General features: G+C 59.1%; 23 protein-coding genes, 1 tRNA gene and 1 pseudogene. 12 read left to right on the top strand and 13 right to left on the bottom strand.

Annotated features, from left to right (window positions below; genetic code table 11):
* A pseudogene (locus tag VIL80_RS01060) lies at nt 1–513 on the top strand (TonB-dependent receptor); the annotation flags it as partial.
* A 164-nt stretch (nt 514–677) separates the two neighbouring features.
* Here VIL80_RS01060 and VIL80_RS01065 read toward each other — a convergent pair.
* On the bottom strand, nt 678–938 hold the full coding sequence (locus VIL80_RS01065) for a hypothetical protein (protein WP_332034317.1): 261 nt from the start codon (nt 936–938) through the stop codon (nt 678–680).
* 10 nt (nt 939–948) lie between these two features.
* Here VIL80_RS01065 and pelA point away from each other — a divergent pair, with 10 nt between their 5' ends.
* Together pelA and VIL80_RS01075 are read left to right on the top strand one after the other, a co-directional pair.
* On the top strand, nt 949–1,998 hold the full coding sequence (gene pelA, locus VIL80_RS01070; protein ID WP_332034318.1) for a pectate lyase: 1,050 nt from the start codon (nt 949–951) through the stop codon (nt 1,996–1,998).
* A gap of 243 nt (nt 1,999–2,241) precedes the next feature.
* The gene (locus VIL80_RS01075; RefSeq protein ID WP_332034319.1) at nt 2,242–2,445 is read left to right on the top strand and encodes a DUF2061 domain-containing protein; all 204 of its coding nucleotides are present in this window, start codon (nt 2,242–2,244) and stop codon (nt 2,443–2,445) included.
* A 21-nt stretch (nt 2,446–2,466) separates the two neighbouring features.
* On the opposite strand, the gene VIL80_RS01080 is transcribed toward VIL80_RS01075, so the two are convergent.
* The 3 genes from VIL80_RS01080 to VIL80_RS01090 form a co-directional block, all read right to left on the bottom strand.
* On the bottom strand, nt 2,467–3,384 hold the full coding sequence (locus VIL80_RS01080; RefSeq protein WP_332034320.1) for a pirin family protein: 918 nt from the start codon (nt 3,382–3,384) through the stop codon (nt 2,467–2,469).
* A 23-nt stretch (nt 3,385–3,407) separates the two neighbouring features.
* Nucleotides 3,408–3,971, bottom strand: a complete 564-nt coding sequence (locus VIL80_RS01085) for an NADPH-dependent FMN reductase (RefSeq protein WP_332034321.1) — start codon at nt 3,969–3,971, stop codon at nt 3,408–3,410.
* 78 nt (nt 3,972–4,049) lie between these two features.
* Nucleotides 4,050–4,229: a hypothetical protein gene (locus VIL80_RS01090; protein ID WP_332034322.1), complete on the bottom strand. Its 180-nt coding sequence runs from the start codon at nt 4,227–4,229 to the stop codon at nt 4,050–4,052.
* A 749-nt stretch (nt 4,230–4,978) separates the two neighbouring features.
* Here VIL80_RS01090 and VIL80_RS01095 point away from each other — a divergent pair.
* The 5 genes from VIL80_RS01095 (at nt 4,979) to VIL80_RS01115 (ending at nt 8,094) form a co-directional block, all read left to right on the top strand.
* A complete protein-coding gene (locus VIL80_RS01095; protein WP_332034323.1) occupies nt 4,979–5,212 on the top strand; it encodes a hypothetical protein in 234 nt (77 codons plus the stop codon).
* Nucleotides 5,209–5,667, top strand: coding sequence for an MBL fold metallo-hydrolase (locus VIL80_RS01100; protein WP_332034324.1), 459 nt, complete (start codon nt 5,209–5,211; stop codon nt 5,665–5,667). Before VIL80_RS01095 ends, VIL80_RS01100 begins: the two co-directional genes overlap by 4 nt.
* Before the next feature lie 78 nt (nt 5,668–5,745).
* Nucleotides 5,746–5,883, top strand: coding sequence for a hypothetical protein (locus tag VIL80_RS01105; protein WP_332034325.1), 138 nt, complete (start codon nt 5,746–5,748; stop codon nt 5,881–5,883).
* Nucleotides 5,880–6,953 (top strand): alkyl/aryl-sulfatase, encoded by a 1,074-nt coding sequence (locus VIL80_RS01110; RefSeq protein ID WP_332034326.1) that lies wholly within the window; start codon nt 5,880–5,882, stop codon nt 6,951–6,953. Before VIL80_RS01105 ends, VIL80_RS01110 begins: the two co-directional genes overlap by 4 nt.
* Before the next feature lie 196 nt (nt 6,954–7,149).
* Nucleotides 7,150–8,094, top strand: a complete 945-nt coding sequence (locus VIL80_RS01115) for a lipid A deacylase LpxR family protein (RefSeq protein WP_332034327.1) — start codon at nt 7,150–7,152, stop codon at nt 8,092–8,094.
* A 54-nt stretch (nt 8,095–8,148) separates the two neighbouring features.
* Here the strand turns inward: VIL80_RS01115 and VIL80_RS01120 are convergent, their stop codons facing one another.
* On the bottom strand, nt 8,149–9,012 hold the full coding sequence (locus VIL80_RS01120) for a hypothetical protein (protein ID WP_332034328.1): 864 nt from the start codon (nt 9,010–9,012) through the stop codon (nt 8,149–8,151).
* A gap of 127 nt (nt 9,013–9,139) precedes the next feature.
* Nucleotides 9,140–12,346, bottom strand: a complete 3,207-nt coding sequence (locus VIL80_RS01125; RefSeq protein ID WP_332034329.1) for a DEAD/DEAH box helicase — start codon at nt 12,344–12,346, stop codon at nt 9,140–9,142.
* A gap of 281 nt (nt 12,347–12,627) precedes the next feature.
* Here VIL80_RS01125 and VIL80_RS01130 point away from each other — a divergent pair, with 281 nt between their 5' ends.
* A complete protein-coding gene (locus tag VIL80_RS01130; RefSeq protein WP_332034330.1) occupies nt 12,628–13,341 on the top strand; it encodes a PdaC/RsiV family protein in 714 nt (237 codons plus the stop codon).
* A 133-nt stretch (nt 13,342–13,474) separates the two neighbouring features.
* On the top strand, nt 13,475–16,039 hold the full coding sequence (locus tag VIL80_RS01135; protein WP_332034331.1) for an arylsulfatase: 2,565 nt from the start codon (nt 13,475–13,477) through the stop codon (nt 16,037–16,039).
* A 32-nt stretch (nt 16,040–16,071) separates the two neighbouring features.
* Here VIL80_RS01135 and VIL80_RS01140 read toward each other — a convergent pair.
* From VIL80_RS01140 to rpsU, 7 genes are all read right to left on the bottom strand, one after another.
* Nucleotides 16,072–16,148 (bottom strand) — tRNA-Ile (locus VIL80_RS01140).
* A 116-nt stretch (nt 16,149–16,264) separates the two neighbouring features.
* Nucleotides 16,265–18,190, bottom strand: a complete 1,926-nt coding sequence (locus VIL80_RS01145; RefSeq protein WP_332034332.1) for an autotransporter family protein — start codon at nt 18,188–18,190, stop codon at nt 16,265–16,267.
* 169 nt (nt 18,191–18,359) lie between these two features.
* Complete coding sequence (locus VIL80_RS01150) at nt 18,360–18,749, bottom strand: diacylglycerol kinase (protein WP_332034333.1); 390 nt, start codon at nt 18,747–18,749, stop codon at nt 18,360–18,362.
* 136 nt (nt 18,750–18,885) lie between these two features.
* Complete coding sequence (rpoD, locus tag VIL80_RS01155) at nt 18,886–20,763, bottom strand: RNA polymerase sigma factor RpoD (RefSeq protein ID WP_332034334.1); 1,878 nt, start codon at nt 20,761–20,763, stop codon at nt 18,886–18,888.
* 212 nt (nt 20,764–20,975) lie between these two features.
* Nucleotides 20,976–22,997 carry a DNA primase gene (dnaG, locus tag VIL80_RS01160; protein ID WP_332034335.1) on the bottom strand — a complete coding sequence of 674 codons (2,022 nt, stop codon included), beginning with the start codon at nt 22,995–22,997 and terminating at the stop codon, nt 20,976–20,978.
* 21 nt (nt 22,998–23,018) lie between these two features.
* Nucleotides 23,019–23,462 carry a GatB/YqeY domain-containing protein gene (locus VIL80_RS01165; RefSeq protein ID WP_332034336.1) on the bottom strand — a complete coding sequence of 148 codons (444 nt, stop codon included), beginning with the start codon at nt 23,460–23,462 and terminating at the stop codon, nt 23,019–23,021.
* Nucleotides 23,463–23,652: 190 nt separating this feature from the next.
* On the bottom strand, nt 23,653–23,868 hold the full coding sequence (gene rpsU, locus VIL80_RS01170) for a 30S ribosomal protein S21 (protein ID WP_332034337.1): 216 nt from the start codon (nt 23,866–23,868) through the stop codon (nt 23,653–23,655).
* A gap of 367 nt (nt 23,869–24,235) precedes the next feature.
* Between rpsU and tsaD the strand changes: the two genes are divergently transcribed.
* Both tsaD and folB read left to right on the top strand, forming a co-directional pair.
* Nucleotides 24,236–25,276: a tRNA (adenosine(37)-N6)-threonylcarbamoyltransferase complex transferase subunit TsaD gene (gene tsaD / locus VIL80_RS01175; protein WP_332034338.1), complete on the top strand. Its 1,041-nt coding sequence runs from the start codon at nt 24,236–24,238 to the stop codon at nt 25,274–25,276.
* An 11-nt stretch (nt 25,277–25,287) separates the two neighbouring features.
* Nucleotides 25,288–25,645, top strand: a 358-nt coding sequence (gene folB / locus VIL80_RS01180; protein ID WP_332034339.1) for a dihydroneopterin aldolase, incomplete at its 3' end; no start/stop codon positions are given.

Here is a 25,645-nt window from a genome sequence, read left to right on the forward strand (position 1 = left end):
GAAGTGACGTACAACCAGTACTTCACCCAGGGGCTGCTGAATAATTTCTTCATCCAGTCCAACTTCACCCTGCTGCACTCCGAAGCGGATGCCGGAGCCAGTGTGCGCGCGGAAAAAATCCGTCTGCCGGAGCAGGCTGACGTGACCGTGAACACCACCCTCGGTTGGGAGAATGATTTCTTCTCTATTCGTTTCATCACCAACTACCGCAGCGAAATCCTGAAGCGCATCGGTTCCTGTACCGATGCGGATATCGCCGCGGACGCGGCCCTGGGTTATTCGCAAAACTGTGCCGCCTGGTCTGACGTTTACCAGGATGCCGGTGTCACCTACGACATCAAGGCCACCTACGAGGTCAACAACAACGTGAAGCTGTACCTGGATGCGGTGAACATTACTGACGAAAGCAATATCCAGTACTTCGAGGGCAACGAGTTCTCCAACGGGCACATGATGTTCCTGAGCGAGACGTACGGTCCCACTTACCAGCTCGGCGTGAACGTTCAGTTCTAAGCGGATCTGGATTACCCCTTTTGCCATTTTTGCCCCGCTTGCGGGGCTTTTTTGGCTTTGGGGGAATTAAAACATTGCAGTAGGGAATGACCTGCGCAGCCCGATAAAAAAGCGCGCCTGTATTTCGGCTGAAGGCCGTTGCGGGTAGAGAAAAAACCCTTGTTTTAGAGGTAGACCATGCAACAAAAACTCGTAACGGCAATGGCCGCAATGGCGGTATCCGTGTTGTTGACCGCCTGTGGTGGCGGTTCCAGTGGCTCCGACACCAGCCCGCCAGCGTTCGGTTCGTCCAGCAGTTCTTCGAGTTCGTCTTCCGGTGGCTCGAGCTCTTCCAGCAGTAGCTCCTCCGGTGGCAGTTCTAGCTCCAGTTCCTCAAGCAGCTCCTCTTCCTCCGGTGGCAGTTCGGGTTCCTCATCCGGTGGCACCGAAGGGGTGATGCTGCCGCAGACCGGCAACCCGATTTACGGGGAGTTGGATAACTACAAGTCCTGGAAAGGCAGCAGCCTGGCAGCCGACCAGACCCTGGCCGACAATATGATCACCTGGCAAATGCCCCACGGCGGCTTTTACAAATACGGCGTGTCCAAGTATGCGGCACCCTGGGATGGCAGCAGCGCCCGTGCCGACTGGACCGGCGCAGACGGCGTTGAACTGGGTACCATCGATAACGATGCCACGGTTACCGAGTTGATGTTTCTGGCGGACGTCTACCAGCGCAGCAACGACAGCCGCTACCGCGACGCCGCGCGCAATGCCCTGGAATTCCTGCTGACCATGCAGTATGAAAGTGGCGGCTGGCCGCAGGTCTATCCCGCGCGCACCGGTACCACCTATTCCAACCATGTCACCTTCAACGACGGCGCCATGGCCAGAGTGCTGATCCTGCTCGATCAGGCGCAGCGTCAGGAAGCCCCGTTGAACGGTGACCTGTTCAGCGCGGATCAGCGCACGCGTATTGCGACCGCCATCGACAAGGGCGTGGAGTTTATTCTCAAGGCACAGATCGAGCAGGCCGGCGCCAAAACCGTCTGGTGCGCCCAGCACGACCCGGTGAACTATGAGCCACGCCAGGCGCGCTCCTACGAACTGGTATCCAAGAGCGGCAAGGAATCCATGCTGGTGACCGCGTTCCTGATGTCGCAGCCGCAAACTGCCGAGGTGGAAGACGCAGTGCGCGCAGCGCTGGCCTGGTACCGCAGCGAGGCGGTGAAACAGGTTGATACGGCCTACATCAAGCGATCCAGCGGCAGCAGCGACGACACCTACAATCCGATTCAGGACAAGACCGGCAGCACCATGTGGTTCCGCTTCTACGACCTGGGCCAGGATGTTGGCTTCTTCAGCGGCCGCTCGGTTGCCGAGGGCGGCATGGGCAAGCAGTACGACATCATGGCCATCGAGCCAGAGCGCCGCTACGGCTACGAGTGGGGCGGTGATTACGGCACCCCGCTGATCAACTACGCCGACAGCGTGGGCTACTTCTAACGCGAACTTTCCGCACTCTCGCAGGGTGGGCACGCACAGCGCGTGTCCTTCCTGTTCATCTCCTTCCTCTACAGCCTCGCTAAATCTGACCCATCTTCTCCTTTCACGATTCCGCCTCCGTGACCTACTCATAGCCCTGGGCAATCAGGTCCAAAGATTCAATTGATTTCAATAAATAGGAATCGTTATCAATAATTCACCCATCAGATTGAGCAATCCGGAAAGCCGGTGGAGGGTGACGCAATGAAGAAGACGTGCAGTTTCGCGGTGATCCACATGGGTGTGGCGTTCACGGTGGGCTTTGTCATGACTGGCGACTTCTGGGTCGGAAGCGCGCTGGCGCTGGTGGAGCCCGCCTGTAATACCGTGGCTTATTATTTCCACGAGAAGTGGTGGAGCCGCGGGAATCGGGCAGACACTGCCGCGGCTGGATGTATGGTGGGCTGATCAGCTCCGGGCGGGTTTGCGTCAGTGGGTGGGGTAGGGGATAAACTCCTCGCTATCCCCAGGCACAGTGTCAAAGCGCCCCGCCTGCCAGTCCTCGATGGCCTGGGCGATGCGCTCCTTGCGGCTTGAGACAAAGTTCCAGTCGATGAAGCGCTGGCCCAGTGGCTCACCACCGATAATCGCGATCCGGCATTCCTCCACAGCTTCCACTTCCACACCTTGCTGATGCCGGAAAACGGCGAGGGCGTATTGTTCAATCCGGGTGTCCCGCGCATTCAAGGAGCCGCCGGCCACATAGACCGCGCGCTCGGGCGCGTCCGGTAATGTCAGGCGCTGCCCGGGCTGCAGATGCGCTTCCACATACAGGGTTTCGGCAAAAGTCCTCACCGGCGATGTACAGCCATAGGCGCTGCCCATCATCACCCGCAGCGGCACGCCGTCGATATTGGTTGTGGGGATATCCGCCGCGGGGTAGTGGTAAAACGCGGGCGCCAGTTCTTCATCGGAGCCTGGCAGTGCGAGCCACAGCTGCAGGCCGTGCAGGCGGTGATCTGAATTGCGCAGCTGCGGAGTCTCCCGCTCCGAGTGGACGATGCCGCGTCCGGCCAGCATCAGGTTGATATCCCCGGGTCGGATGGCCTGCAGGCTGCCGAGGGAATCCCGGTGCAGGATTTCCCCTTCAAACAGATAGGTGACGGTGGCGATGCCGATATGCGGGTGTGGGCGCACATCGATGCCCGTACCCGCAGGAAAGTCCGCCGGCCCCATATGGTCGAAGAATATCCACGGGCCAACCATCTTGCGCTCGCGGGTGGGCAATACCCGGCGTACAGAAAATCCGCCAAGATCCTTTTCCTGGGGTTCAATGATCAGTTCGAGCGCATCGCACCCCACTTCCACAGTGCACTCGGAAATGACCTCGGGAATCAGGTTGCTCATGGGCAGAATTCCTTCTCGTGTATTTATTTTCGTTGCAGGCGCTGGGCCCAATCACTCAGCGCGATGACCAATCTGCCAATATGCTCGCGGGTATCGCTATCGGCCAGCTTGCCGTCGCCGTCAAATTTTTTGTGTGCGAAAGAAATCATCACTTCCGGTTTATTCACAAAGTGCGCATCGAGATAGATAAGGATACGTCGCAGGTCATACTGCGCCCTGGCGCCGCCAAATGCACTCATGCTGGCACTCATCACCGCCACGGGCTTGTCCGCGAAAGGCTGTGGATCCAGGCGCGACAGCCAGTCGATGGCGTTCTTCAGTACGCCGGACACCGAGTAGTTGTACTCGGGCGTTGAAAACAGGATGGCGTCCGCGGCCAGAACCTGGTCGCTCAATCTCTGCACTGGGGCCGGCACGCCCTTGTCGCGCTGGTCCTGGTTGTAGAGGGGAATATTGGATAGGTCGGCAAAGGTGAAGACAGCACTGTCTCCCGCCATTTCCTGCGCAATTTTGAGGGCGGCGCTGTTGAACGAGCTTTGGCGCAGGCTGCCAGAGATGGCGAGAATACTTAATGGAGAGGATGCCATGGCTGCTTCCTGAAACGTGGTCAGTTTTGTCTGAATTTCAGGATAGCAGCCGGACAGTAACGGGAAATCAGCGGGGGCTCAGTTATTCCCAAGCACGAAGCAACGCTCCAGATCCTTTGGATATCGCAGCCCCAGATTTGCAGCGGTTTTGCCGGGCTTGTCCCGTTTGTCCTGTTGCGCCTGCTCGTGTTTCTGCTGTTCAGCGAGCAGCGCAGGCTTGGGTGAACTTTGGGGTTTTGCCGACAAATGCGTATTCATGCTGGGACCTCTACTACTTATACGCTGCTGCTTGAAGCGTTGCTGCTCTCTCGGTAACACGGCTGGCTTGGCGAATATCACAAATAGTCGGCGCGGTTACATTTCTAACTGTAGTGTAAAACTGGCGGATTTCGCCGCCTTCCGTGAACTTTGCGCGCAATTTGCAGTCGCGTTGCGACGCAGCGCAAATATCCATAAGCGGAGGTTCAAGCGGGTGCCTTGAGAATAGATTTTTGCATAAAGCCGTAAAGGATCCCCCCGCACATAGAGGGCCAGACCAGAGCCTGCCTAAGCCGCTATTGGACAATTGTCTGCATTAAGTAACCGGACAGGTGTTCAATAGTTGTTTTCGATCTTGGCGAGAGATTTATTTGATTTCAGCTATGGTTTGGTAACGCTTATCTTTACTCTGTTCTCAACACCCAGCAACGGAGAAAAGACCATGATCGATACCAAATCCAATCCGGCCAACAGCAGCGAGTTGGAATGTAACTACGCCGACAACTACTACGGTGACCAGGTATGTGTTCTGAAAAAATCATAACGGCGCTGGTGACCTCAGTGATGTTGTGTGCTCTTGAGAGCCGGCTTCGAGTGCAGGAGGCCGGCCCCTCCATCGACCCTTAATCGGCGACGGACACCAGCTTCCACCACGGATAATTCTGGCAATTATTTATTATTCGCGGCTGGTGATCGTTCCACCTTTGGCTAGGCTTTTTGCACCTTCTTGCCGACCAGAGGCCACACACATGAGTTCCTCTTCCTGCTTGAAGCTGGTTGCCAGCCTGGTGGTGGGCACGAGCCTGGCGTTTAATGCCATGGCCGCAGAAAAACCTAAACCTGCCAGTGATGCGACCAAAAGTGCCAACAGTGCCCTGTTAAAGGCATTGCCGTTCGCGGACAAAACTTCCTTTGAACAGGCTCACAAAGGATTCATCGCGCCGCTGCCCACCGCGATGATCAAGGGCAAGCGGGCAATGTGATCTGGAATCCCGATCAATACGGCTTTATCAAGGAGGGCGAGGCCGCGCCGGACACGGTCAATCCCAGCCTGTGGCGGCAATCGCAACTCATCAATATTTCCGGTCTGTTCGAAGTTGCCGACGGTATTTACCAGGTCCGCAACCAAGATCTCTCGAATATGACCATTGTCGAGGGCAAGTCCGGGATCACAATTTTCGACCCGTTGATTTCCGCGGAAACGGCCAAGGTCGCTCTGGACCTCTATTTTCAGCACCGTCCGAAAAAGCCGGTGGTAGCGGTAATCTATACCCACAGTCATGTGGACCACTACAGCGGTGTGCGCGGCGTGGTGGATGAAGCCGATGTGAAATCGGGCAAAGTGAAAATATTTGCACCGGTGGGATTTCTCGAGGCGGCGATAGCGGAAAACGTGATGGCCGGTACCGCCATGAGTCGCCGCGTGAGCTATATGTAGGGCAACCTGCTTCCGGCCAATCCCTGCGGGCAGGTGGGCGCCGGGCTTGGCACCACCACATCGGCGGGAACGGTAACCTTGATACCGCCGACAGATATCATCAAGGAGACCGGTGAGACCCATGTGATCGACGGCCTCACCTATGAATTCCTGTTTGCGCCGAATACCGAAGCACCAACCGAGATGCTGTTTTATATCAAGGAAAAAAAGCCTTGAATGCAGCGGAAGACGCAACGCACACCCTGCACAATACTTATTCCCTGCGTGGCGCCAAGATTCGCGATCCCCTCGCGTGGTCTAAATATCTGAACCAGGCAATAGATATGTGGGGTGACGAGGCCGAAGTTGTCTATTCCATGCACCACTGGCCGGTGTGGGGTAACGAGGCTCTGAACAAGCACCTGGGCCTGCAGCGGGATATGTACCGCTACATCAATGACGAAACATTGCGCCTGGCCAACCACGGTTACACCATGGTGGAAATCGCCGAGCAGATCAAACTGCCCGACGCGATTGACAAGCACTTTTCCAATCGCGGTTATTACGGCTCATTGAACCACGATGTAAAGGCAACCTACGTGCTTTACCCGGTCTGGTTTATCGGTAACCCCGCCACCCTGCATACCCTGACCCCGGTGGACGCGTCCAAACGCTATGTGGAAATGATGGGCGGTGTCGACGCGCTGCTGCAGAAAGCGAAAGCCTACTATGACAAGGGAGGGTACCGCTGGGTGGCGGAGGTGGTGAATCACGCGGTGTTCGCTGAGCCTGGGAACCAGGCTGCGAAAAACCTGCAGGCAGATGTGCTCGAACAATTGGGCTACCAGGCGGAAAGTGGCCCCTGGCGCAATTTCTATCTGACCGGTGCCCAGGAGCTGCGCAATGGCGTCGCCAAGCTACCGACCCCCAATACTGCGAGTCCGGATACCGTGCGTGCCATGAGTCTGGATCTGTTCTTTGACTACCTCGCCATGCGCCTCAATGGACCGAAGGCCGCGGGAAAACACATCGTGGTCAACATGGATTTCACGGATACTGGTGAGAAATACAGCCTGGAAATGGTCAATGGTGTGCTCAACCACACGCCAAATCGGCAGGCCAAAGGCGCCGATGCCAACCTGCAGCTCTCGCGAGACGCGCTGAACAATATTGTATTGCAGCAGACCACCATGAAAGATGCGATTTCTGCAGGAAAGATCAAAGTGACCGGTAGTGAAACCAAAGTTCAGGAATTGATGTCTTATCTGGACAGCTTCGAATTCTGGTTCAACATCGTAACTCCCTGAAATAGCCTGCCAAGGTAAATTGAAAAGCGCGGGTTATTCCCGCGCCTTTTTGTTTATGCGTAAGTTAAAAATGGCGCTTCTCTCTACGTGAATTTCTGGCGAATCTAATACGCACGTCTAAAATCCATGCGTGAGACAGATAACGCGAAATGGAACTTCGTTACTGTGGCTGAGCTGCGCCTGTTGGATAGGGGTTGTGGGGCTTGCCACGTTTATCGACCCGGCAGTTGCAGGCAATATTTCCCTGCAACTGGAAAATGATTCATTTGACGGCGCCAGCGACGCGGATTACACCCAGGGAATGCGCCTGGCGTACACGTCGGATACCTCCCCGCAATGGGTGACATCGCTTCTTCCCGAAAGTTATCAGGAGCGTGAAATCCGCACCCAGTATTTTCTCGGCCAGGCCATCTTTACCCCTTACGAAGTTTTTGAAACTGAGTTGCTGGAATACGATCGCCCCTATGCGGGTTGGTTGTATCTGGGCGCGGCACTGCACTCGGTGAACCTGGTTCCCGAATCCCGGCTGGCAACGGCGGAGCGGTTTGAAATTTCCGCGGGAATTGTGGGGCCATCTTCCGGTGCCGAACAGGCGCAACAGTCACTGCATCGCGTCATTCACACTTACGAAGTGAACGGCTGGGACAACCAGCTGAGAGATGAGCCGACACTCATGCTGAGTTATGCCCGTAAATGGGCGTATATCCAGCCAGTGGGTAACTCCACCCTTAATTTCGAACTCTCTGGCACCCTTGGTGGTAATCTCGGTAACGTTAACACCGCATTGGCATCTGGTTTGGGTGTGCGCTTTGGCCGAAACCTGTATTCCAGTGTTGGTGTCAGTGCTCTGTCACCGGCCACTGCGGCACCGGCCAGCGAAGTGTCATCCAGTGATGGCTGGTATCTGTTTTCAGACCTACAGTTGCGCTATGTGAATCGGGATATTTTTCTCGACGGCAACACCTTCAAGGACAGTCACAGTGTGGAGAAGGAACCGACGGTGGGCGAACTGCGCTTTGGACTGGTAATTGCCACCGGCCGTCTTCGCTGGAGCCTCTACCATGCACGGCGCTCACAGGAATTTGTCGATCAGTATGCGGATGTACAGTTTTCTGGTATCGGGCTGAGCGCGTCCTTCTGAAAACACCGATACAAAGAAGAATCGATCTGGGTGTCCTAAGAACTAATTTATTGGTCAGTTAGTTTCCTGCGGATTTTTCTGGAACCAGCGTGCAAATACATTCTCCACCACCGGCACGATGTTGATGCCGACCATCCACTGCGGGCCGAATGCATCGGGGCGCTCGACGTAATAATTGAACTCCATACCGAAACGCCAGGGTGTTTCGCCGAGAATCACCGTTTTGCTGACAGCGAGATTGATCGGCGTGGTCCAGGTTTCGGTGCGCCAGTTATAGGTAGCTATTGGTGAGGTTGCGATACTCCAGGCGTTGCCCGGCAGGTATACGGCAATGGGTTGCAGGGTAGTGACACTGATATCCTCGTCTCCCCAGCCAGCTACATCCCACTGGTGGTTGGGAAAAAAGCCGAGGATGTATTTTTTCGACATTTTTCCGATGAAGAGCTCCGGCCCGAGTGTCATCTGGCCAGTGCCGAGTTCGCTGACGGTGGCGGTAGGCAGGCTGCCGGCGACGCCGGCAGAAAAAATTATTCCCGACCCCGTTGTGTGCCCATAAGAAACATCGAAACCGATATCCCCGAGCCCCAACTCCTGGGTGAAACGCCCCTTGTCGGCGTCGAACACCGGTTGGTCAAAAAATACCGGAAAAGCCGGGCGCAGAAAAAACATATCGCCGCCACCGAGCTTGATCGGAAACGAAGGCTGAAACAACAGTTCATAGCCACGCTGGTTATCAGCACCCGGCAGGCTGCCCTCAAACCAGCGGAACTGATTCTTGAAAGTCAGGCGCGCGAGGGATGTATTGGGATTGGAAAGCTGCCGGCTGACTTCGTTGGCGGACATATCGCCGTCTTCAGCGGCAGTGCACGCCAGGGCGGGAAATAGCAGCAGAAATATTGCTATGAGGCGCCTGTGCATTGCTGAAATTCTCCATGGTCCCGCTGGTTTTGGCTTCCTCCGCTTGGGTCCAGGAGGCAGTAGGCAATAAGCATAGTAGGGCGCTGTGCGCGATGTGGACGTGGATAGCCAGTTGCGGGCAATCTCTTCAGGACAAAAGAGTCAGCAGGTCCTCTCTATCCTCTGGCAACTCTGCAGTATTCGCCGCATCAAACAGTGCATCCGCCAGCGCCTGCTTCTTTTGTTGCATTTGGTGGATACGCTCCTCCACCGTGTCTGCCGCCACCAGTTTATAGACAAACACCGGCTTGTCCTGGCCGATGCGATAGGCGCGATCCGTGGCCTGGTTTTCCACGGCAGGATTCCACCAGGGATCCATGTGGATTACCACATCGGCAGCGGTGAGATTGAGGCCGGCGCCACCGGCCTTGAGGCTGATCAGGAAAACGTGCACTTCACCGTTTTGGAAATGGTCGATGACCTGCTGGCGTTTGCGGGTTTGCCCGGTGAGTTTGGCGTAGTCGATCTTCAGTGCCGCGAGCTGTTCCTCGATCAGGCTCAGTACCTGGGTGAACTGGGAAAAAATCAGGATACTGCGGCCTTCCTCCAGTAACTGTGGCAGGGTTTCCGCGAGCCATTCCAGTTTTGCGCTCTCATGGATGCCTTTCGCTTTGTCCAGCTTTACCAGGCGTGGATCGATACAGGTCTGGCGCAATTTCAACAGCGCGTCGAGAAATTCGATATGACTCTTGCCCATGCCCTGGCGTGCTACCAGATCGCGGATGCGTTTTTCCAGACTGATGCGTACGCTTTCGTACAGGGCGCGCTGTTTGCTGCCGAGTTCCACATACTGGATGGTTTCGGTCTTTGGCGGTAGTTCGGATACCACTTCGGCTTTGGTGCGGCGCAACATGAACGGCCGCACCTTGTGCGCGAGTTCCTGCTGGCGCTCGTGGTTGCCGTGGCTTTCGATCGGGGTGCGGTAGGCCTTCTGGAATGTCTTGCGTTCGCCCAGCAATCCCGGCAGGGCGAAATCCATCAGCGACCAGAGTTCCCCCAAGTGGTTTTCCAACGGCGTGCCCGAAAGGCACAGGCGGGTGTCGCTGTGCAGTTCGCGCACGTATTCAGCGATTTTTGTATCGGGGTTTTTTATCGCCTGCGCCTCGTCGAGGACCATCAGGCTGAAGGGTTTTTTCTGGTAGCGCTCATGGTCCCTTACCAGCAGCGGGTAGGTGGTGATCACCAGGTCGCTGTGGTCGATTTCGTCGAAGGCCGGCGTTCTGTCCGGCCCGTGGATCAGCGTTACCCTCAATTGCGGTGCGAACAGTGCCGCCTCGCGCGACCAGTTGCCGGTGAGGCTCGTTGGGGCTACCACCAGTGCGGGTTTTGTCAGTTCCCCCACCTCCTGCATGTGCTGGATGAGCGCGAGCGTCTGCAGGGTTTTGCCGAGACCCATGTCATCGGCGAGAATGCCGCCAAAGCCGTGACGCTGCAAAAATACCAGCCAGTTGAGGCCGTCCTGCTGGTATTGGCGCAGGGTTGCGTTGAGATGCTTGGGGGCGGGAACGGATTCCAAACCGGAAAAATTGTGCAGCAATTCGATCAGTTTGCGGGTGGCGGGGGCGCGGAGCTGATTGAGATTCGCCGCACCTTCGAACTGCGCGGCCTGGAATGCGGGCAGCCGCACCGGGCCACCAAGCCTCTTTTCCCGCAGTAAATCCAGCAGCAGGCCGCGGATATTTTGCAGCGGGCCCGTGTCGATCCCGATCCACTCGCCGTCGATGTTAATCGTCAGTTGCTGTGGTGCGTCCTGTTCCAGCCAGCGCTCAACCAGCGTGACAATGGGCAGCTGGCGTCCATCCGGGAGAGTGATGTTGAGGCCGAATTCGAACCATTGGCTGTCGCTGTCGGACAGTTCAATGGCGACATTTGCGCGGGTAAGCTCAAACTGGTAGCTGGGGTCGCTGTCGATCACCCAGCCCTGTTTCTCCCATTCCGGAATTTGCTGGCTCAGTAGCTCCCGCCAGTTGTCGAAAATTTTTTCTGGCGCGGTGGCGTCGGGGACCCACACTTCTTCCTGGTCGCCGAGACGCTCGGCGATCAGATAGAGCCCCTGCGCATGAATCTGGTCGCAACAGCGGTGCTCTGCTTCCAGATCGCGGGTGATCTGGTAGTAGGTATTACCTTCCGCGAAGGTGGTCTCTTTGCCGTCGAAAAGTTTGCTGTAGGGAGGCGCCAGGGAAAACCCGCCGTATTTGAAGTGCAACTTCAGTGCCGGCAATTTGTAGTGGCCGAGGTCGCAGCCCACCAGGGTAATGTACGGGGTAAATTCACTGACGCGCTGCAATTTGGGCTCCACCGGCAGCGGCAGTTGTGTAGCGGGAACCAGCTGGCGCAGTTGCACCGACATCAGTCCCACCTCTGCTGCGGACACCGCGGGCATTTCCAGCAGGTGTGCCAGCTGGGTGGTGGGGAGTGGGGTATTGATATCGCCGACTTCCGCAGTATCCATGTCCAGATAGCAGGGGGGCGTTACCGGGATCAGCTTCCACTGCCCTATGGATTCGGTTCCTTCCAGTTCTGCCACCAGCTGCTGGCTTTGATCGTCTCGCGTCTGCCAGGTCCAGTTGAGTGCTCTTGCCGGGCCGCGCTGGATGGGGGTGTCTTCAAAGTAAAAGCGGCCACTGTTGAACAGGTGAATTAGTGCCTGGCGACCCTGTTCGCCGACGAGCCCCAGCTGCCCGACGGCGTTGATGTGTGGCAGCAATTGCAGAATGGTGACATCTTCATCCAGCAGATGACTGGGGCGATTCCAGCCGAGCCGCGTCGTATCCGGGGCAAAGTGCTTCAGCTGACTCCAGCTGCCGTCTTTTTTCAGGTAACCCTTTTGGGTGGCGAGCTGCAGGCGTCCCAGGGTGTTTTGTTCCAGCACGTAGAGCAGGTAGTGCAGGCCGTGCTCCAGTTGCGCGGGGGTGGGGCGTGGTGCTGGCGGCAGTTGTTCCAGCCAGCGCTGCCACTCGGGAGTTTTGGCCGCTGCGGGTATTTGCCGGGACACCGTTTCCGGCCGCGGTTCGGGCCTTTCGTCCCGTTGCAACAACGCGAGCGCAGTGGCCACCGCGTGTTTGCAGTTGAGCCCCACAGGGCAGGAGCAGAGGCCCACCAAACGGCCGTGGTCCATATCCAGTTCTACCCGGTACACAAGGCGCGCTGAACCCTTCACGCGACCGCGATAAATTTGCGATTGCTCATCCCAGATCGTTTCCTGCACACGCCCGCGCAGAAAGTAGTCCTCCCCGCGTTCAAACGTGAGGTCGTCGACCATGGCGCGGATACTGTTCAGGGTGAAAGCGGTCAAATGCGGCTCCCGGAGCTACTGTTCTGGTCTGTGTTGCGGCAATTGCACAGCTGGACCAGTTCTGTGAACCGGCCACTCTATCACGCTGGAGGAGGGATCAAGAGAGGCTGCCGTAGAATCAGCGGACAATGCGTTTACCGTTTCTCGGCATGGCGGTCCACCGCTATGCTGTGGCCTTCCGCCACTGGCTAACCAATGAATGGAGAGGAGCAATGATGGCAACCGGGAACAACAGGTGTGTGGCGGCGCATGGTAGTGCAATCCTCCTGTGCGTAATGTTGATGAACCTGACTGCCTGCGAAAAGCGCGAAACCGCAGGTGCGTCACCTCTTGCATCGCAAATGGAAGCCATGGAATGGCGCGCGCCGGATTGTGAGCCGGCGGAAGATTGCACCTCTGTGACCGTCAGTCGCGAGGTATTTACCGACCGCCCCGCGCTGAACGAGGCAGTGCGCCTGCAGCTGCTCGAGCAGTTGCAGGGCAACGGCGAATCCCCTGTGGTGGCGGATACCAGCCTCGCACAGGTGGCACAGGCGTTTATCGACGACGCCGCCAAGGTTGCAGATATTTCCAGCGCGCGCTGGCAGATGGCCGGCGATGCCAAAAAACTTTCGCAACGGGACAACCTTCTGACCGTGGAAATTTCCAGTTATGTCTATAGCGGGGGTGCCCATGGCATGCCGGTGACCCGGTGGCTGAACTGGGACCTGTCACAGAACAAGCGTGTCGCGCTGGAGGACGTGATCAAGTCGGGAGCGGAGAAAAAGTTCTGGTCGCTGGCCCAGGCGGCGCATCAGCAGTGGCTGGACACGCAGAACGCGCGCGAAGACTTTCGGGAGAACTGGCCGTTCGCGCGCAGCGAAGATTTCAGGTTCACGGATAAGGGGCTACTGCTGCGGTACGGTGTGTATACCCTGGGGCCCTATTCCATGGGCGAAGTGGAGTTGCTGATACCCGAGGAACAGCTGGGGGAAGTGGTTCGCGAACACTTTTAACCGCGCAACGTTCGGATCCCTCGTCAGCACTCAGGGAAAATTCTCGTTCGATAGCAATAGGGTATCTATTTACTAGTCTTTAAGGGGGCAGCTACAGCCACACGGTTTAGTGGAGAAGCATCGAGGAGTAGCGATGAGTTTCGTGTCACGGATGACGGCAGTGGTCGCGCTCGCGGTCGCAATTCCTGCGCTGGCGCAGCAGCATACCGGAGAGCCCGGATCCCCGAGCGCGACCACGACGATTCCGGGCAACCAGTTACCCGCGCCCGCGCCGAAATTCGGCGGTGTGATCAAGGAAGGCGCACTGCAATCCACGCCCTGGTGGCCACCGCGTGTGGTGCCACCGAAGGATGCGCCCAATATCCTGTTGATCATGACCGATGACGCCGGCTTTGCCGTCAACAGTGTGTTTGGCGGCGTCATCCCAACGCCGTCGATGGAGCGTATCGCCGAAAACGGCCTGCGCTACAACCGGATCATGTCTACCGCCCTGTGCTCGCCCACACGCGCCGCGCTGATTACCGGGCGCAATCACCACTCGGTGGGATTCGGGGTGATCGCCGAGCAGGCCACGGGATTTCCCGGCTACGACAGTATCATCGGCGTGGATAACGCAACCATCGGCCGCATCTTGCGCGACAACGGCTACGCCACCAGCTGGTTCGGCAAAAACCACAATACCCCCACTTACCAGGCCAGCCAGGTAGGTCCCTTCACCCAGTGGCCCACCGGAATGGGCTTTGACTACTTCTACGGTTTTGTCGGCGGCGACGCCAACCAGTGGGGGCCGAACCTGTTCCGCAACACCACCCAGATCTACCCCTGGATCGGGCACGAGGGCAGCCTGAAGATGGACCGCTCCGATCCCAAGGCGAAGATCTGGCCGGTTACCGGCAAGGAGCCCAGCTGGAACCTGGTAACGGCGATGGCCGACGACGCCATCGACTGGGTGACCCGGATTCACCAGACCGACCCCAACCAGCCGATCTTCCTGCATTACGTACCCGGGGCAACCCACGCGCCGCATCACCCAACCAGGGAGTGGGTCGATAAAATTCACGCGATGCACCTGTTTGACGACGGCTACGAGAAGTTGCGCGAGCGCATCTTCGAGAACCAGAAGAAGCTCGGCGTTATCCCGCCGGACCAGAAGCTCACCCCCTGGCCCAAGGATATCCTCCCGCCCTGGGATAGCCTCAGCGCCGACGCCAAGAAACTCTTTATCCGCCAGGTCGAGGTGTTCGCGGCCTACGCGGCCTACAGCGATCATGAGATAGGCCGGGTGATACAGGCCTTCGACGACCTGGGCAAGCTCGACAACACCATCGTCATCTACATCAACGGCGACAATGGCACCAGCGCCGAGGGCGGGCCGCAAGGGACCTTCAGTGAGGTGGCGTTCTTCAACGATGTGCTGCCGCCGATCGACGTGCAGATGAAATACCACGATGCCTGGGGCACCGAGTTTACCTACAACCATATGTCCGCTGGCTGGTCCTGGGCCTTCGACACCCCGTTCGACTGGTTCAAGCAGAATGCCTCCCGGCTCGGTGGCGTCAACCAGAACATGGTCATCTCGTGGCCGAAGCGCATCAAGGACAAGGGGGCGCTGCGCGAGCAGTTCACCCACGTCATCGATGTGGTGCCGACACTGCTGGAAGTCATCGGTATTCCCGCCCCCGAATATGTGGATGGCATCAAGCAGAATCCATTGGAGGGAACCAGCTTCGCCTACACCTTCGATGCGAAAAACGCGAAAGCCGAGTCGCGCCACAAAACCCAGTACTTCGAGATGATGGGACAGTGGGCGCTGTATCACGAGGGCTGGCTACTGAGCACCAAGGTCAACCGTGCACCTTGGGATGCCTTCGGTGAGGCCAATACGGACCCGCTTAACAACCAGACATTCCAGCTTTACAACCTCAACGAGAGTTGGAACCAGTCCGAAGATATTGCTGCCGACCACCCGGACAAGGTCAAGCAAATGCGGCAGATGTTTGTCGACGAGGCCAAAAAATATCATGTGTTCCCGATGAGCGCGTCGGTTGCGGCCAGGGTCGCGGCCGAACGCCCGAGCCTCACTGCCGGCCGCAACGAGCTGGTGTACACGCGGCCAATGACCGGTATTCCCCAGGGCGACGCGCCCTTCCTGCTCAATACCTCCTACACCATCACCGCGGACATCACGGTGCCGCAGGGCGGCGCCGAGGGCATGATCGTCACCTCCGGCGGACGCTTCGCGGGCTGGGGGTTCTACCTGCTCGGCGGCAAGCCGGTATTCAACTGGAACCTGCTCAATCTCGAGTGGGTGAAATGGGAGGCGCCACAGGCACTGGCGCCCGGACAACACACCATCGAGTTCGACTTCAAATACGATGGTCTCGGCCTGGGTACGATCAAATTCAACAGCTTTGCCGGTGTGGGTAAGGGCGGCACTGGCACACTGAAGGTGGACGGCAAGGTAGTTGCCAGCAAACGTATGGAGAAGACGATCCCGATCATCCTGCAGTGGGACGAGAGCTTCGATATTGGCTCCGACACCATCACCGGCATCGACGATACGGACTATCTACCGCCGTTCCCGCTGACGGCCACGCTGAACAAGCTGACGATCAATATCGACCGCCCGCAGTTGTCGCCGGAAGACATCAAGAAGTTGGAAGCCGGTATGAAGAAGGCCGCCTCGGGCATTCAATAGCGTCGTCAAAACCGGATTTGCAGGGAAAGAGTTGGTGGGCCCAGCAGGACTTGAACCTGCGACCAATCGATTATGAGTCGACTGCTCTGACCAACTGAGCTATAGGCCCCAAAGGAAGCTCGCGCCTTGCGCGAGGGGATGGGAAATTACTTGATTTTTCCCAGCAGATCAACGGCTTTGCCGTGAGACTTTGCTGCTGGAGCTGGCGGGGGCGCGGGTGAAATGTCACCAGGCCCAGTTGAAGCCCAGGTTGGCGCTGCCGCCGGACCAGTTCAGGTCGTCTAGCGAGTGCTGATAGCCCACGTTGAAGAAGGCGCTGCCGAGCTGGTGTTCCAGCAATACCATACCGCCGCCGAACTCTCCCCAGGTCGCCTGGCGCTCGAGACTGGTTTGCAGTTTGTTATCGAACAGCAGCTGGTCGTTGCCGCCGAGGGTGTGCCACAGATTGCCGAACAGATAAAAGCGCAGCCGGCGGTCGAGCCAGGGAGTGTCGGTATTGTAGCTGCGCAGGCCCACGCGGAAGTTGGCCTCCGGGGTCATGTCCGGTTCCACCCAGGAAATGCCATCGTCGAACGCGCTGAGGTTGCTGTAGTTGAGGACCAATTGCAGCTGCGGTTCCAGGTTTACGTGCTCTGCCACCTGCCAGGTAAAGCCTTTTTCCATGGACAGGGTGAGTTGCGGGCCGCTGACCGTGTCGCCGATGCCGCGGGAGGAGCGACTTTCCAGTTTCAGGTAGGCGACCTTGGCGGTCACATCGAGGTAGCCCATATCCGGGCGGTAGTTGTTGAAGTAGTAGCCGATGTGGTGGCTGGTGAGCTGGTTCTGCCCGGCCTCGTAATCGCTGAAGCCGCGCGCGAAGCCGGTGACATCGCCGCTGGCGCGGGTGCTGCCGAGGAACAGGCCCATTTCGCGGGCGCCGCCGGTGCAGGTGGGACCGGACCAGAGGTTGGTGCCGAGCTGCACGCCGGTGATGTTGCCGTCAAAGCGGTTGCTGGTATCCCCGTGCCAGTTGTAGTCCGCACTGGTGTGATGCACGCGCATCCAGTCGTCGTTGACCCCGTCAAACCAGCTGCGCTGCTCCCCCCGGCGTTTGTGGTAGCTGCCGATCTCCTGCAGCGAGGTCAGGCGGGCGAGGGATTTTGTCTGCGCGTAGAGGGGAATTTCCGGGCGGTACAGGCGGATTGGCGCACTGCCTGCTGAGGGGGGCGGTGCGATGATCGGGATCGCCGCCTCGCCAATGTCGCCAGTGGCCACTGCAATACCTGCGCCACTGGTGAATGCAAATGTGGCAGCCGGGGCAGACGGGCTGGTAGCCGGTACATCGCCGGGCAGTAAGTTTGAGCGCAAGTACCAGTTGTCCGCGTCTGCGGGATCGTGTCCGCCGCGAAACAGAAAGTATTCGTAGGGGCCGGCGGAGATGGATTCGGTCATGTAGAAGGCGTTGTCCGCGGTGCTGGCGCCGCCGCGGGTTTCCACCACCAGAATACCGTCCAGAGTGTCGGCGCCGCTGCCGGCCAGACGGTTGAACTGCAGCAGGGTATTGCCGCTGGCATTGCCACCACTGATCACCAGTCGGTCCGCGAGACTGTCATCCCCTCCCGCCACCATGTCCATACGGATGGCGCCGCTACCCGTGTAATTCCCCTGGATCATCAGCAGATTGGCACTCGTGCCGCTCATATCGATCAGCCCGTGATTGGTCACGGTGAGTGGCTGGTTGCCGCTGGGAAATACGCCGGCGCTGTAGAGTGGCAGCAGCAGGGCACTGTCGCTGTCGATGATGAGCTGACTGGGTAGTTGACCGTCGTCGCCCAGAGTCAGGTGAGTGTCGAGGGTGAGGCGGGAGCCGCTTTCCAGTTCCACGGTCTCCCAGCGCCGCAGGCGCGCGGGATTGGCGATGCTGAGGCCCTGGATGGTGAGGGTATCGCGACCGCTGCCGCCGTCAATCTGGAGGTCTTGGTCGCTGCCTGCGGAGCTGCTGGCGGTCAGTGTGTAGAGGTCGTCGCCGCTGCCAAAACTCAGCTGGGTCGCCGCGGTCTGGGCGAGGGCGCTGGAAGTGACCAGCGGGGTGAACAGGAGTGGCAGCAAGATGCGGCGCTGCGTCGGCGCGCGGTCGCAAAACGCACCGGCGACGCGGAGGTACGACAACATGAATCCGTCCCTGGTTCGTTATTGGTACTGAGTGTGCAGATCCGTTGCACACGCCAACTGGTACGATGGTTCCAGAATTTTAGCCAAGGGGACGGGGCTTGCCGCGCGGAAGGCCCGGCGGTGGCGAATTTTGTCGGGCTATGCCGCGCGGTAATTTTTCAGCAATTTCTCAGCCGATCCAGCGCGGCAACAGGATACAGCCCCAGGTGGTGAGCCACATCAGCAGGGACAGCGACACCGCAGCAGAGGCGGTGTCCTTGGCGATCTTCGACAGCGGGTGCTTCTCCGGGCCGACCCGGTCCACCACGGCTTCCACCGCGCTATTCAGCAGTTCGACGATCATCACCAGCAGGGTGGCGCCGATCAGCAGCGCGCGCTCCACGCCGCTTTCACCGAGCCAAAGGGCGGCGGGGATCAGGAAGATGGCAAGGGTGACTTCCTGGCGGAAGGCAGCCTCGTTGCGCCAGGTGGCGAGCAGCCCCTGGCGGGAATATTCGGTGGCATCGATCAGGCGGGAGATGCCGGTTTTGCCGGGTTTGTTGACAAATTGATCTTGCATGGCTGGTTTCTTGCGTCCCATGTGGCTGTGTTTCGCCCTGCGATCGGGCAGTAAGAACACGGATTCTCGCCGCGTCACTGTCAATAAAATGTCAAAAAAAAAGCCCGGGAATTCCGGGCTTTTTATTATGGACGAATTATTCGTCCAGGAAGCTGCGCAGGTGCTCGGAGCGCGAGGGGTGGCGCAGTTTGCGCAACGCCTTGGCTTCGATCTGGCGGATACGCTCCCGGGTAACGTCGAACTGTTTGCCCACCTCCTCGAGGGTGTGGTCGGTGTTCATGTCGATACCGAAGCGCATACGCAGTACCTTGGCTTCCCGTGCGGTCAGTCCCGCCAGTACGGCGCGGGTGGCGTCGTGCAGGCCGGTTGCCGTGGCGGTGTCCACCGGAGACGACTGGTTCTGGTCTTCGATAAAGTCACCCAGATGGGAATCTTCATCATCGCCGATCGGCGTCTCCATGGAGATCGGTTCCTTGGCGATTTTCAGGACCTTGCGCACCTTGTCTTCCGGCATATCCATACGCTCGCCCAGCTCTTCCGGAGTGGGTTCGCGGCCCATCTCCTGCAGCATCTGGCGGCTGATACGATTGAGCTTGTTGATGGTCTCAATCATGTGCACCGGGATACGGATGGTGCGCGCCTGATCCGCGATGGAGCGGGTAATGGCCTGGCGAATCCACCAGGTAGCGTAGGTGGAGAACTTGTAACCGCGACGGTATTCGAACTTGTCTACCGCCTTCATCAGGCCGATGTTGCCCTCCTGGATCAGGTCCAGGAACTGCAGGCCGCGGTTGGTGTACTTCTTGGCGATGGAGATCACCAGACGCAGGTTGGCCTCGACCATTTCTTTCTTGGCGCGACGGGAGCGTGCCTCACCGATGGACATGCGGCGGTTGATCTCTTTGATCTGGCCGATTTCCAGCTGGGCCTTGTCCTGGGCCTGGGTCAGCTTGCGCTGGGCGCGCTGAACTTCTTCGGCTACCTGACGCAGGGCGTCGGAGTAGTCGCGCTTTTTCTTGACGATGGACGGTACCCAGTCGTCATTCACTTCGTTGCCGGGGAATTCCTTGATGAAGGTCTTGCGCGGCATCTTCGCTTTCTTGATACACAGGTTCATGACGACGCGCTCCTGTTCGCGCACTTCGTCGAGAATACTGCGTACCTGGTTGTACAGTGGATCGAACTGGCGCGGGGCCAGTTTGAAGAAACGGAAGATATCGCCCACGGCTTCCATGGCCTCACCGGCCTCTTTGGAGTCGCGGCCATGTTTCTTGACGGCGGCGTCGGCTTTCTTCTGTGCCGCGATCAGTTCCTGCATGCGCGCGGCCAGCTCTTCCGGGTCGATGCCGCTGGTGGTCTCTTCCTCTTCCTGGGTAGAGGAGTCGTCATCGTCGTCGTCATCGCTGTCGGAGTCGCTGTCGGAGTCGCTGTCGCTGGCGGAGGTGTCGGTATCCTGACCGGCCTGGGCACCGGGAGGTACGTCTTCCGCGGGGTCGAGCCAGCCGGCAATCACGTCGGGAATGCGGCGCTCTTCTTTCTCGATCAGCGCATACTCGTCGATCACCTGCTGTACCGCGCCCGGCCAGTAGGCAAGGGCGGCCATAAGCTCACGCAGGCCTTCTTCGATACGCTTGGCAATGGCGATCTCGCCCTCGCGGGTGAGCAGTTCCACGGTTCCCATTTCGCGCATGTACATGCGCACCGGGTCGGTGGTGCGGCCAACGTCGGACTCTACCGCGGCGAGGGCGGCGGCGGCTTCGGCGGCGGCAATTTCATCGGCGGAGCTATCGCCTTCGGCCATCAACAGCTCTTCGGCATCCGGTGCGCTTTCGAACACCTTGATACCCATGTCGTTGATCATGCCGATGATGTCTTCCACCTGATCTGGATCGGAGATGTCCTCCGGCAGGTGGTCATTCACCTCCGCATAGGTGAGGTAGCCCTGCTCTTTACCGCGGGCGATCAGCTCTCTGATGCGGGAGGTGGTCTTTTGCTGTTGGGTTTTGTCGGTCATGCACAACCCTGAATTCTGGGGATTGGAAAGTCGGGACTTTTGTCTGGACAAAGACGCGGGATTATAGCGTATTTGCGTAAGCAATAACCACCGTGACTGTCAAGGCAGGTGAGTGGTTTCGGGGGCTCCGGGCGTTTGTCTGACCAGGTTTCCGCCGCTTTTGGCGGAGGGGATGTGAATATGGTGCTGGCGCCCTGGAATTCAAGGGGCTGTTAGTCGGATTTGCGCCGAAATTGTGCCAGCAGTGCCAGTTGTTCGGCGCCCAGGGTGTTGCCGGCACTTTTCAGCTGGTCCACCAGGCTGCGCTTGCGCTGCCGCTCGGCGGCCTGGTCGAGGCTCTGCAGGCAGTCGCGGAATTCGGTCTCGGGGTCGTATTCCAGCTTCTGGCCGGCGCCGCCCACAATCGGGTGGCTCATGGCGAGGCGCGGGATGAGTTCGCGGGCCTCCTTGCACTCCAGATTCATCAGGCGGCCGAATAGTTGGTTGCTGTTGAGCGCCGGGTTCTGGTGCATGACCTTGAGGATGTCGCCGAACAGCTGTAGATCGGCGTCGCTGCTGCCGGCAAAGCGCGCACTCTCGTCGATCAGCTGCGCCAGCTGAGGGTGGTGCAGCAGCAGGGCGATCAGCATGCGCTCGGCAGGCAGGCGATACTGGCCGCCGCGGCGTCGTGCGGTTGTCTGCTGCGGAGCTTCTTCGTCCGGGTAGGGCGGTGGCTCGTCGCGGTAGTCGTAGTCCGGGGGGGGCGCGGCTGGGTAGTCGTCTGCGTCCGGAAAGTCGATTGTCGGTGTGGACTCCGGCAGCGCCGCGGCCTGGGGCTGGGTCTGGGCCGGTTGCGGGGCCGGAGGCCGCGCATCCTGGGCGAGTTTGGCGGTGCGCGCCTTTTCCGCGGCGATGATCTCTTCCAGCATGTCCTGTTCGAGACCGGTGCGGCGGGCGAGCTGCTGGAACATCAGCTGGCGGTAGACGCCGGCGGGCAGCAGGTCTAGCAGGGGGGCGGCGGCCTTGGACAGGCGCGCGCGGCCGTCCATGGTCTGGATGTTGATGCCTTCCCCCAGCAGGTCGAACAGGAAGTCTTCCAGCGGGCGGCCCTGCTCGTCGATCAACTGGTCGAAGCGCTCACCGCCGATCTGGCGGACCAGGGTATCCGGGTCTTCCCCCTCGGGCAGCAGCAGGAAGCGCAGGCTACGTCCATCCTGCATGTGCGGCAGTGCGGCCTCCAGCGCGCGGCGGGCAGCGGTGCGCCCGGCCTGGTCACCGTCGAAACAGAACACCAGTTCCTGGGTGTGGCGGAAAGCAAGCTGGATATGGTCCTCGCCGCAGGCGGTACCGAGGGTGGCAACGGCGCAGCGGATGCCGAACTGGGCCAGTGCCACCACGTCCATATAGCCTTCCACCACGATCAGCCGCTTCAGCTCGCGGTTGGCCTGGCGCGCCTCCCACAGTCCATACAGCTCCTTGCCCTTGTGGAAAATCGGGGTTTCGGGCGAGTTGAGGTACTTCGGCTTTTCGTCCCCCAGCACACGGCCGCCAAACGCAATGGTGCGCCCGCGCTGATCGCGGATCGGGAACATGATGCGGTTGCGGAAGCGGTCGTAGTGATGGCGCTTGCCAGGCTCGTTCTTGCCCCCAGTTCCACTAGCGGAGCCGTCGCTGTCGGTGCGGCGGATGGCGAGACCTGCGAGCTCCAGTTGCTCGGCTTTTTCCGAGGAGGTGCCTAGCTGGTTGAGCAGATTGTCCCACCCAGGCGGCGCCAGGCCGATACCAAACTCCTTGGCCACCGCGCCGGACAGACCGCGGTTTTTCAGGTAGGTGATGGCGCGGGCGGCGATCTTGTGGTCTTTCAGTTGCGCGCGGAAGAATTCCGCGGCCTTTTCCGTAAGCTGGTAGAGGCTCTGGCTCTCCTGCTGGCGCTTGATCTGGCCCGGGGCGAGCTGCTCCCGCGGCACTTCGATACCAAGGCTCGCGGCGAGCTTTTCCACTGCCTCCGGAAATGGCAGGCGGTCGTATTCCATCAGGAAGCCGACCGCGTTGCCGCTGGCACCACAGCCAAAGCAGTAGTAGAACTGCTTGTCCGGGCTTACGGTGAACGATGGGGTCTTTTCGTCGTGAAACGGGCAGCAGGCGGAATAGTTTTTTCCGGTTTTGCGCAGTTTTACCCGGCTATCGACGACAGGAACTATGTCGGCGCGCGCCAACAGGTCGTCGATAAAGTACTGCGGGATCTTGCCTGCCATCTGCTGCTGCCTGAACGCTTGTTAAAACGCGGCTTTGGCGAGTTTGCTGACGGCACCCATATCCGCGCGGCCCTGCACCTGCGGTTTCACCAGTGCCATAACCTTGCCCATATCCGCCATGCTGCTGGCGCCCGTCTCGGCTACCGCGGCGCGGACGATGTCGGCGATTTCCGCTTCTGACAGCTGCGCTGGCAGGAATTCCTGGATCACGTCGATTTCCTGCTGCTCAATTTCCGCCAGTTCCGGGCGGCCAGCCTTTTCGTACTGGGTGATGGAATCGCGGCGCTGCTTGGTCATCTTGTCCAACACGGCGAGGATGCGGGCGTCGTCCAGCTCGATACGCTCGTCCACTTCCACACGCTTGATCTCGGCATTGATCAGGCGCAGGGTCGCCAGGCGCGCCTTTTCGCGGGCCTTCATGGCGTCTTTGGTAGCGGTGGAGAGGGTTTCCTTGAGTGTGCTCATGATGTTATCCAGAGTTGTCTCAACCAGTGTTTACGGGCGAAATTGGTGGTCAATAGTGGCGGATCGGCGCGGTGAAGCAAAGTGCATTGATCCGGAAATAAAAAACGGCGCGCGAGTTGCCTCGGGCGCCGTTTCAGATCGCGAACCGGGTTCACGTCATCTTGCTGTGAGCGAGAGATTAAGCTCGAACTCAGTAGAGACGCTGGAACTTGCGGTTTTCGCGCTGCATTTTCTTGGCGTGACGCTTAACAGCAGCGGCAGCCTTGCGCTTGCGAATCCAGGTGGGCTTTTCGTAGAACTCGCGACGACGTACTTCGGAGAGTACACCAGCTTTTTCACAAGAGCGCTTGAAGCGGCGCAGGGCGATGTCAAAGGGCTCGTTGTCTTTGATGCGTACTGAGGGCATTAGATTACCTGTAAAATTCGTTTCTCTCTGCCAGCGTCCAAACTAAGGACTTCTGGCGTGGCCTGTCCGGCAAATTGCTCTTCTCGCAGATGCAATCCGGAGGCCGGTTCACAGCGAGGGCGCAAATTCTATACAGATGATTTGGCCTTCGCAAGCCTTGTGGCGGTATCCCCGCCCGGGTGAGCCACTATCGCGCCTGAGGGCTGGTTGCGCGCTTTGTGTGACGCTTGGGTCAGGTGCTTTCGGCTCGGCGCTGCGCAGGTATACGCGCTACAGAGTATGATAGCGCCCCCTCCACCCGGATCGCAGTGGTCATTTGTCCGCTTCAGGTGCCTGTGGGGGACCGTTTGTTGAATGTGAGATAACTGTGCGAGTACTCGGAATAGAAACCTCTTGTGACGAAACCGGCGTCGCCCTGTACGACAGTGAGCAGGGGTTGCTGGGCCACACCCTTTACAGTCAGGTCAAACTGCATGCGGACTACGGCGGGGTAGTGCCGGAACTGGCGAGTCGCGATCACGTGCGCAAACTGTTGCCGCTGATCCGGGAGGTGATGGCTGCGAGTAATACTCGCCCTGAAGACATCGACGGTGTTGCCTACACCGCAGGACCCGGTCTTATCGGCGCCTTGATGGTGGGCGCCTGTGCCGGTCGCGCGCTGGCGTTCGGCTGGAATGTGCCGGCGGTGGGCGTTCACCATATGGAAGGACACCTGCTGGCCCCCATGCTGGAGGAAAATCCGCCGGCATTTCCGTTTGTGGCCCTGCTGGTCTCCGGCGGTCACACCCAGCTGGTGGATGTGCAGGGACTCGGTCGCTACACGCTGCTGGGAGAATCCCTGGACGACGCCGCCGGTGAGGCCTTTGACAAGGCGGCCAAAATGCTCGACCTCGACTATCCGGGCGGTCCGCGCCTCGCCGCTCTGGCTGAGAAGGGCGACCCGCAGCGCTTTACCTTTCCGCGTCCGATGACCGACCGGCCGGGGCTGGATTTCAGTTTTTCCGGATTGAAGACCTTCACCTTGACCACGGTGCAACAGCACGCGCTGGAGGACGGCCTGCCAGAGGAGCAAACCTGTGCGGATATCGCCGCGGCCTTTCAGGAGGCGGTGGTGGACACCCTGGTGATCAAATGCCGCCGCGCCCTCAAGCAGACGGGGCGCAAGACCCTGGTGATTGCCGGAGGCGTCTCCGCCAACAAGCTGCTGCGGCAGAGGCTGGAAGCGCGCCTCGCGGAAGACGGCTGCAGCGTGTATTACCCGCGTCAGGAGTTCTGTACCGACAACGGTGCCATGATCGCCTACGCCGGCTGCCTGCGCCTGCAGGCCGGGCAGCGCACGGGGCTAGACATTGATGTGCGTCCGCGCTGGCCGCTGACGGAACTGACCGGCGCACTGGGCAGGGAATAAAGGAGAAGAAATTGGATATCGTTTATATCCGCGACCTCAAGGTGGACACCATCATCGGTATCTACGACTGGGAGCGTGAGGTGCGCCAGACCGTGAGCCTGGATATCGAAATGTCCTTCGATATTCGCGAAGCCGCGCGCACCGACAACATCGAGCACACGCTCAATTACAAAGCCGTGGCCAAGCGCTTGATTGCATTTATCGAAGGCAGCGAGTTCCTGCTGGTGGAGACCATGGCGGAACAGGCGGCGGACATTGTGCGCAGCGAATTCAATGTGAGCTGGCTGCGCCTGCGCCTGTCCAAACCCGGAGCAGTACGCGGCGCACGGGATGTGGGCGTGATCATTGAGCGCGGCCAAAAACAGACTG

The sequence above is a fragment of the Microbulbifer sp. genome (assembly GCF_036563125.1).
Taxonomy (GTDB): domain Bacteria; phylum Pseudomonadota; class Gammaproteobacteria; order Pseudomonadales; family Cellvibrionaceae; genus Microbulbifer.

Excerpts from the sequence above, each read along its gene's own strand:
- rpsU (WP_332034337.1), bottom strand. The coding sequence starts at position 23,868 with ATGCCCTCAGTACGCATCAAAGACAACGAGCCCTTTGACATCGCCCTG.
- VIL80_RS01090 (WP_332034322.1), bottom strand. The coding sequence starts at position 4,229 with ATGAATACGCATTTGTCGGCAAAACCCCAAAGTTCACCCAAGCCTGCG.
- VIL80_RS01080 (WP_332034320.1), bottom strand. The coding sequence starts at position 3,384 with ATGAGCAACCTGATTCCCGAGGTCATTTCCGAGTGCACTGTGGAAGTG.
- pelA (WP_332034318.1), top strand. The coding sequence starts at position 949 with ATGCTGCCGCAGACCGGCAACCCGATTTACGGGGAGTTGGATAACTAC.
- VIL80_RS01085 (WP_332034321.1), bottom strand. The coding sequence starts at position 3,971 with ATGGCATCCTCTCCATTAAGTATTCTCGCCATCTCTGGCAGCCTGCGC.
- VIL80_RS01165 (WP_332034336.1), bottom strand. The coding sequence starts at position 23,462 with ATGAGCACACTCAAGGAAACCCTCTCCACCGCTACCAAAGACGCCATG.
- dnaG (WP_332034335.1), bottom strand. The coding sequence starts at position 22,997 with ATGGCAGGCAAGATCCCGCAGTACTTTATCGACGACCTGTTGGCGCGC.
- VIL80_RS01150 (WP_332034333.1), bottom strand. The coding sequence starts at position 18,749 with ATGCAAGATCAATTTGTCAACAAACCCGGCAAAACCGGCATCTCCCGC.
- VIL80_RS01095 (WP_332034323.1), top strand. The coding sequence starts at position 4,979 with ATGAGTTCCTCTTCCTGCTTGAAGCTGGTTGCCAGCCTGGTGGTGGGC.
- VIL80_RS01145 (WP_332034332.1), bottom strand. The coding sequence starts at position 18,190 with ATGTTGTCGTACCTCCGCGTCGCCGGTGCGTTTTGCGACCGCGCGCCG.
- VIL80_RS01075 (WP_332034319.1), top strand. The coding sequence starts at position 2,242 with ATGAAGAAGACGTGCAGTTTCGCGGTGATCCACATGGGTGTGGCGTTC.
- VIL80_RS01135 (WP_332034331.1), top strand. The coding sequence starts at position 13,475 with ATGAGTTTCGTGTCACGGATGACGGCAGTGGTCGCGCTCGCGGTCGCA.
- VIL80_RS01130 (WP_332034330.1), top strand. The coding sequence starts at position 12,628 with ATGAACCTGACTGCCTGCGAAAAGCGCGAAACCGCAGGTGCGTCACCT.
- rpoD (WP_332034334.1), bottom strand. The coding sequence starts at position 20,763 with ATGACCGACAAAACCCAACAGCAAAAGACCACCTCCCGCATCAGAGAG.
- VIL80_RS01120 (WP_332034328.1), bottom strand. The coding sequence starts at position 9,012 with ATGCACAGGCGCCTCATAGCAATATTTCTGCTGCTATTTCCCGCCCTG.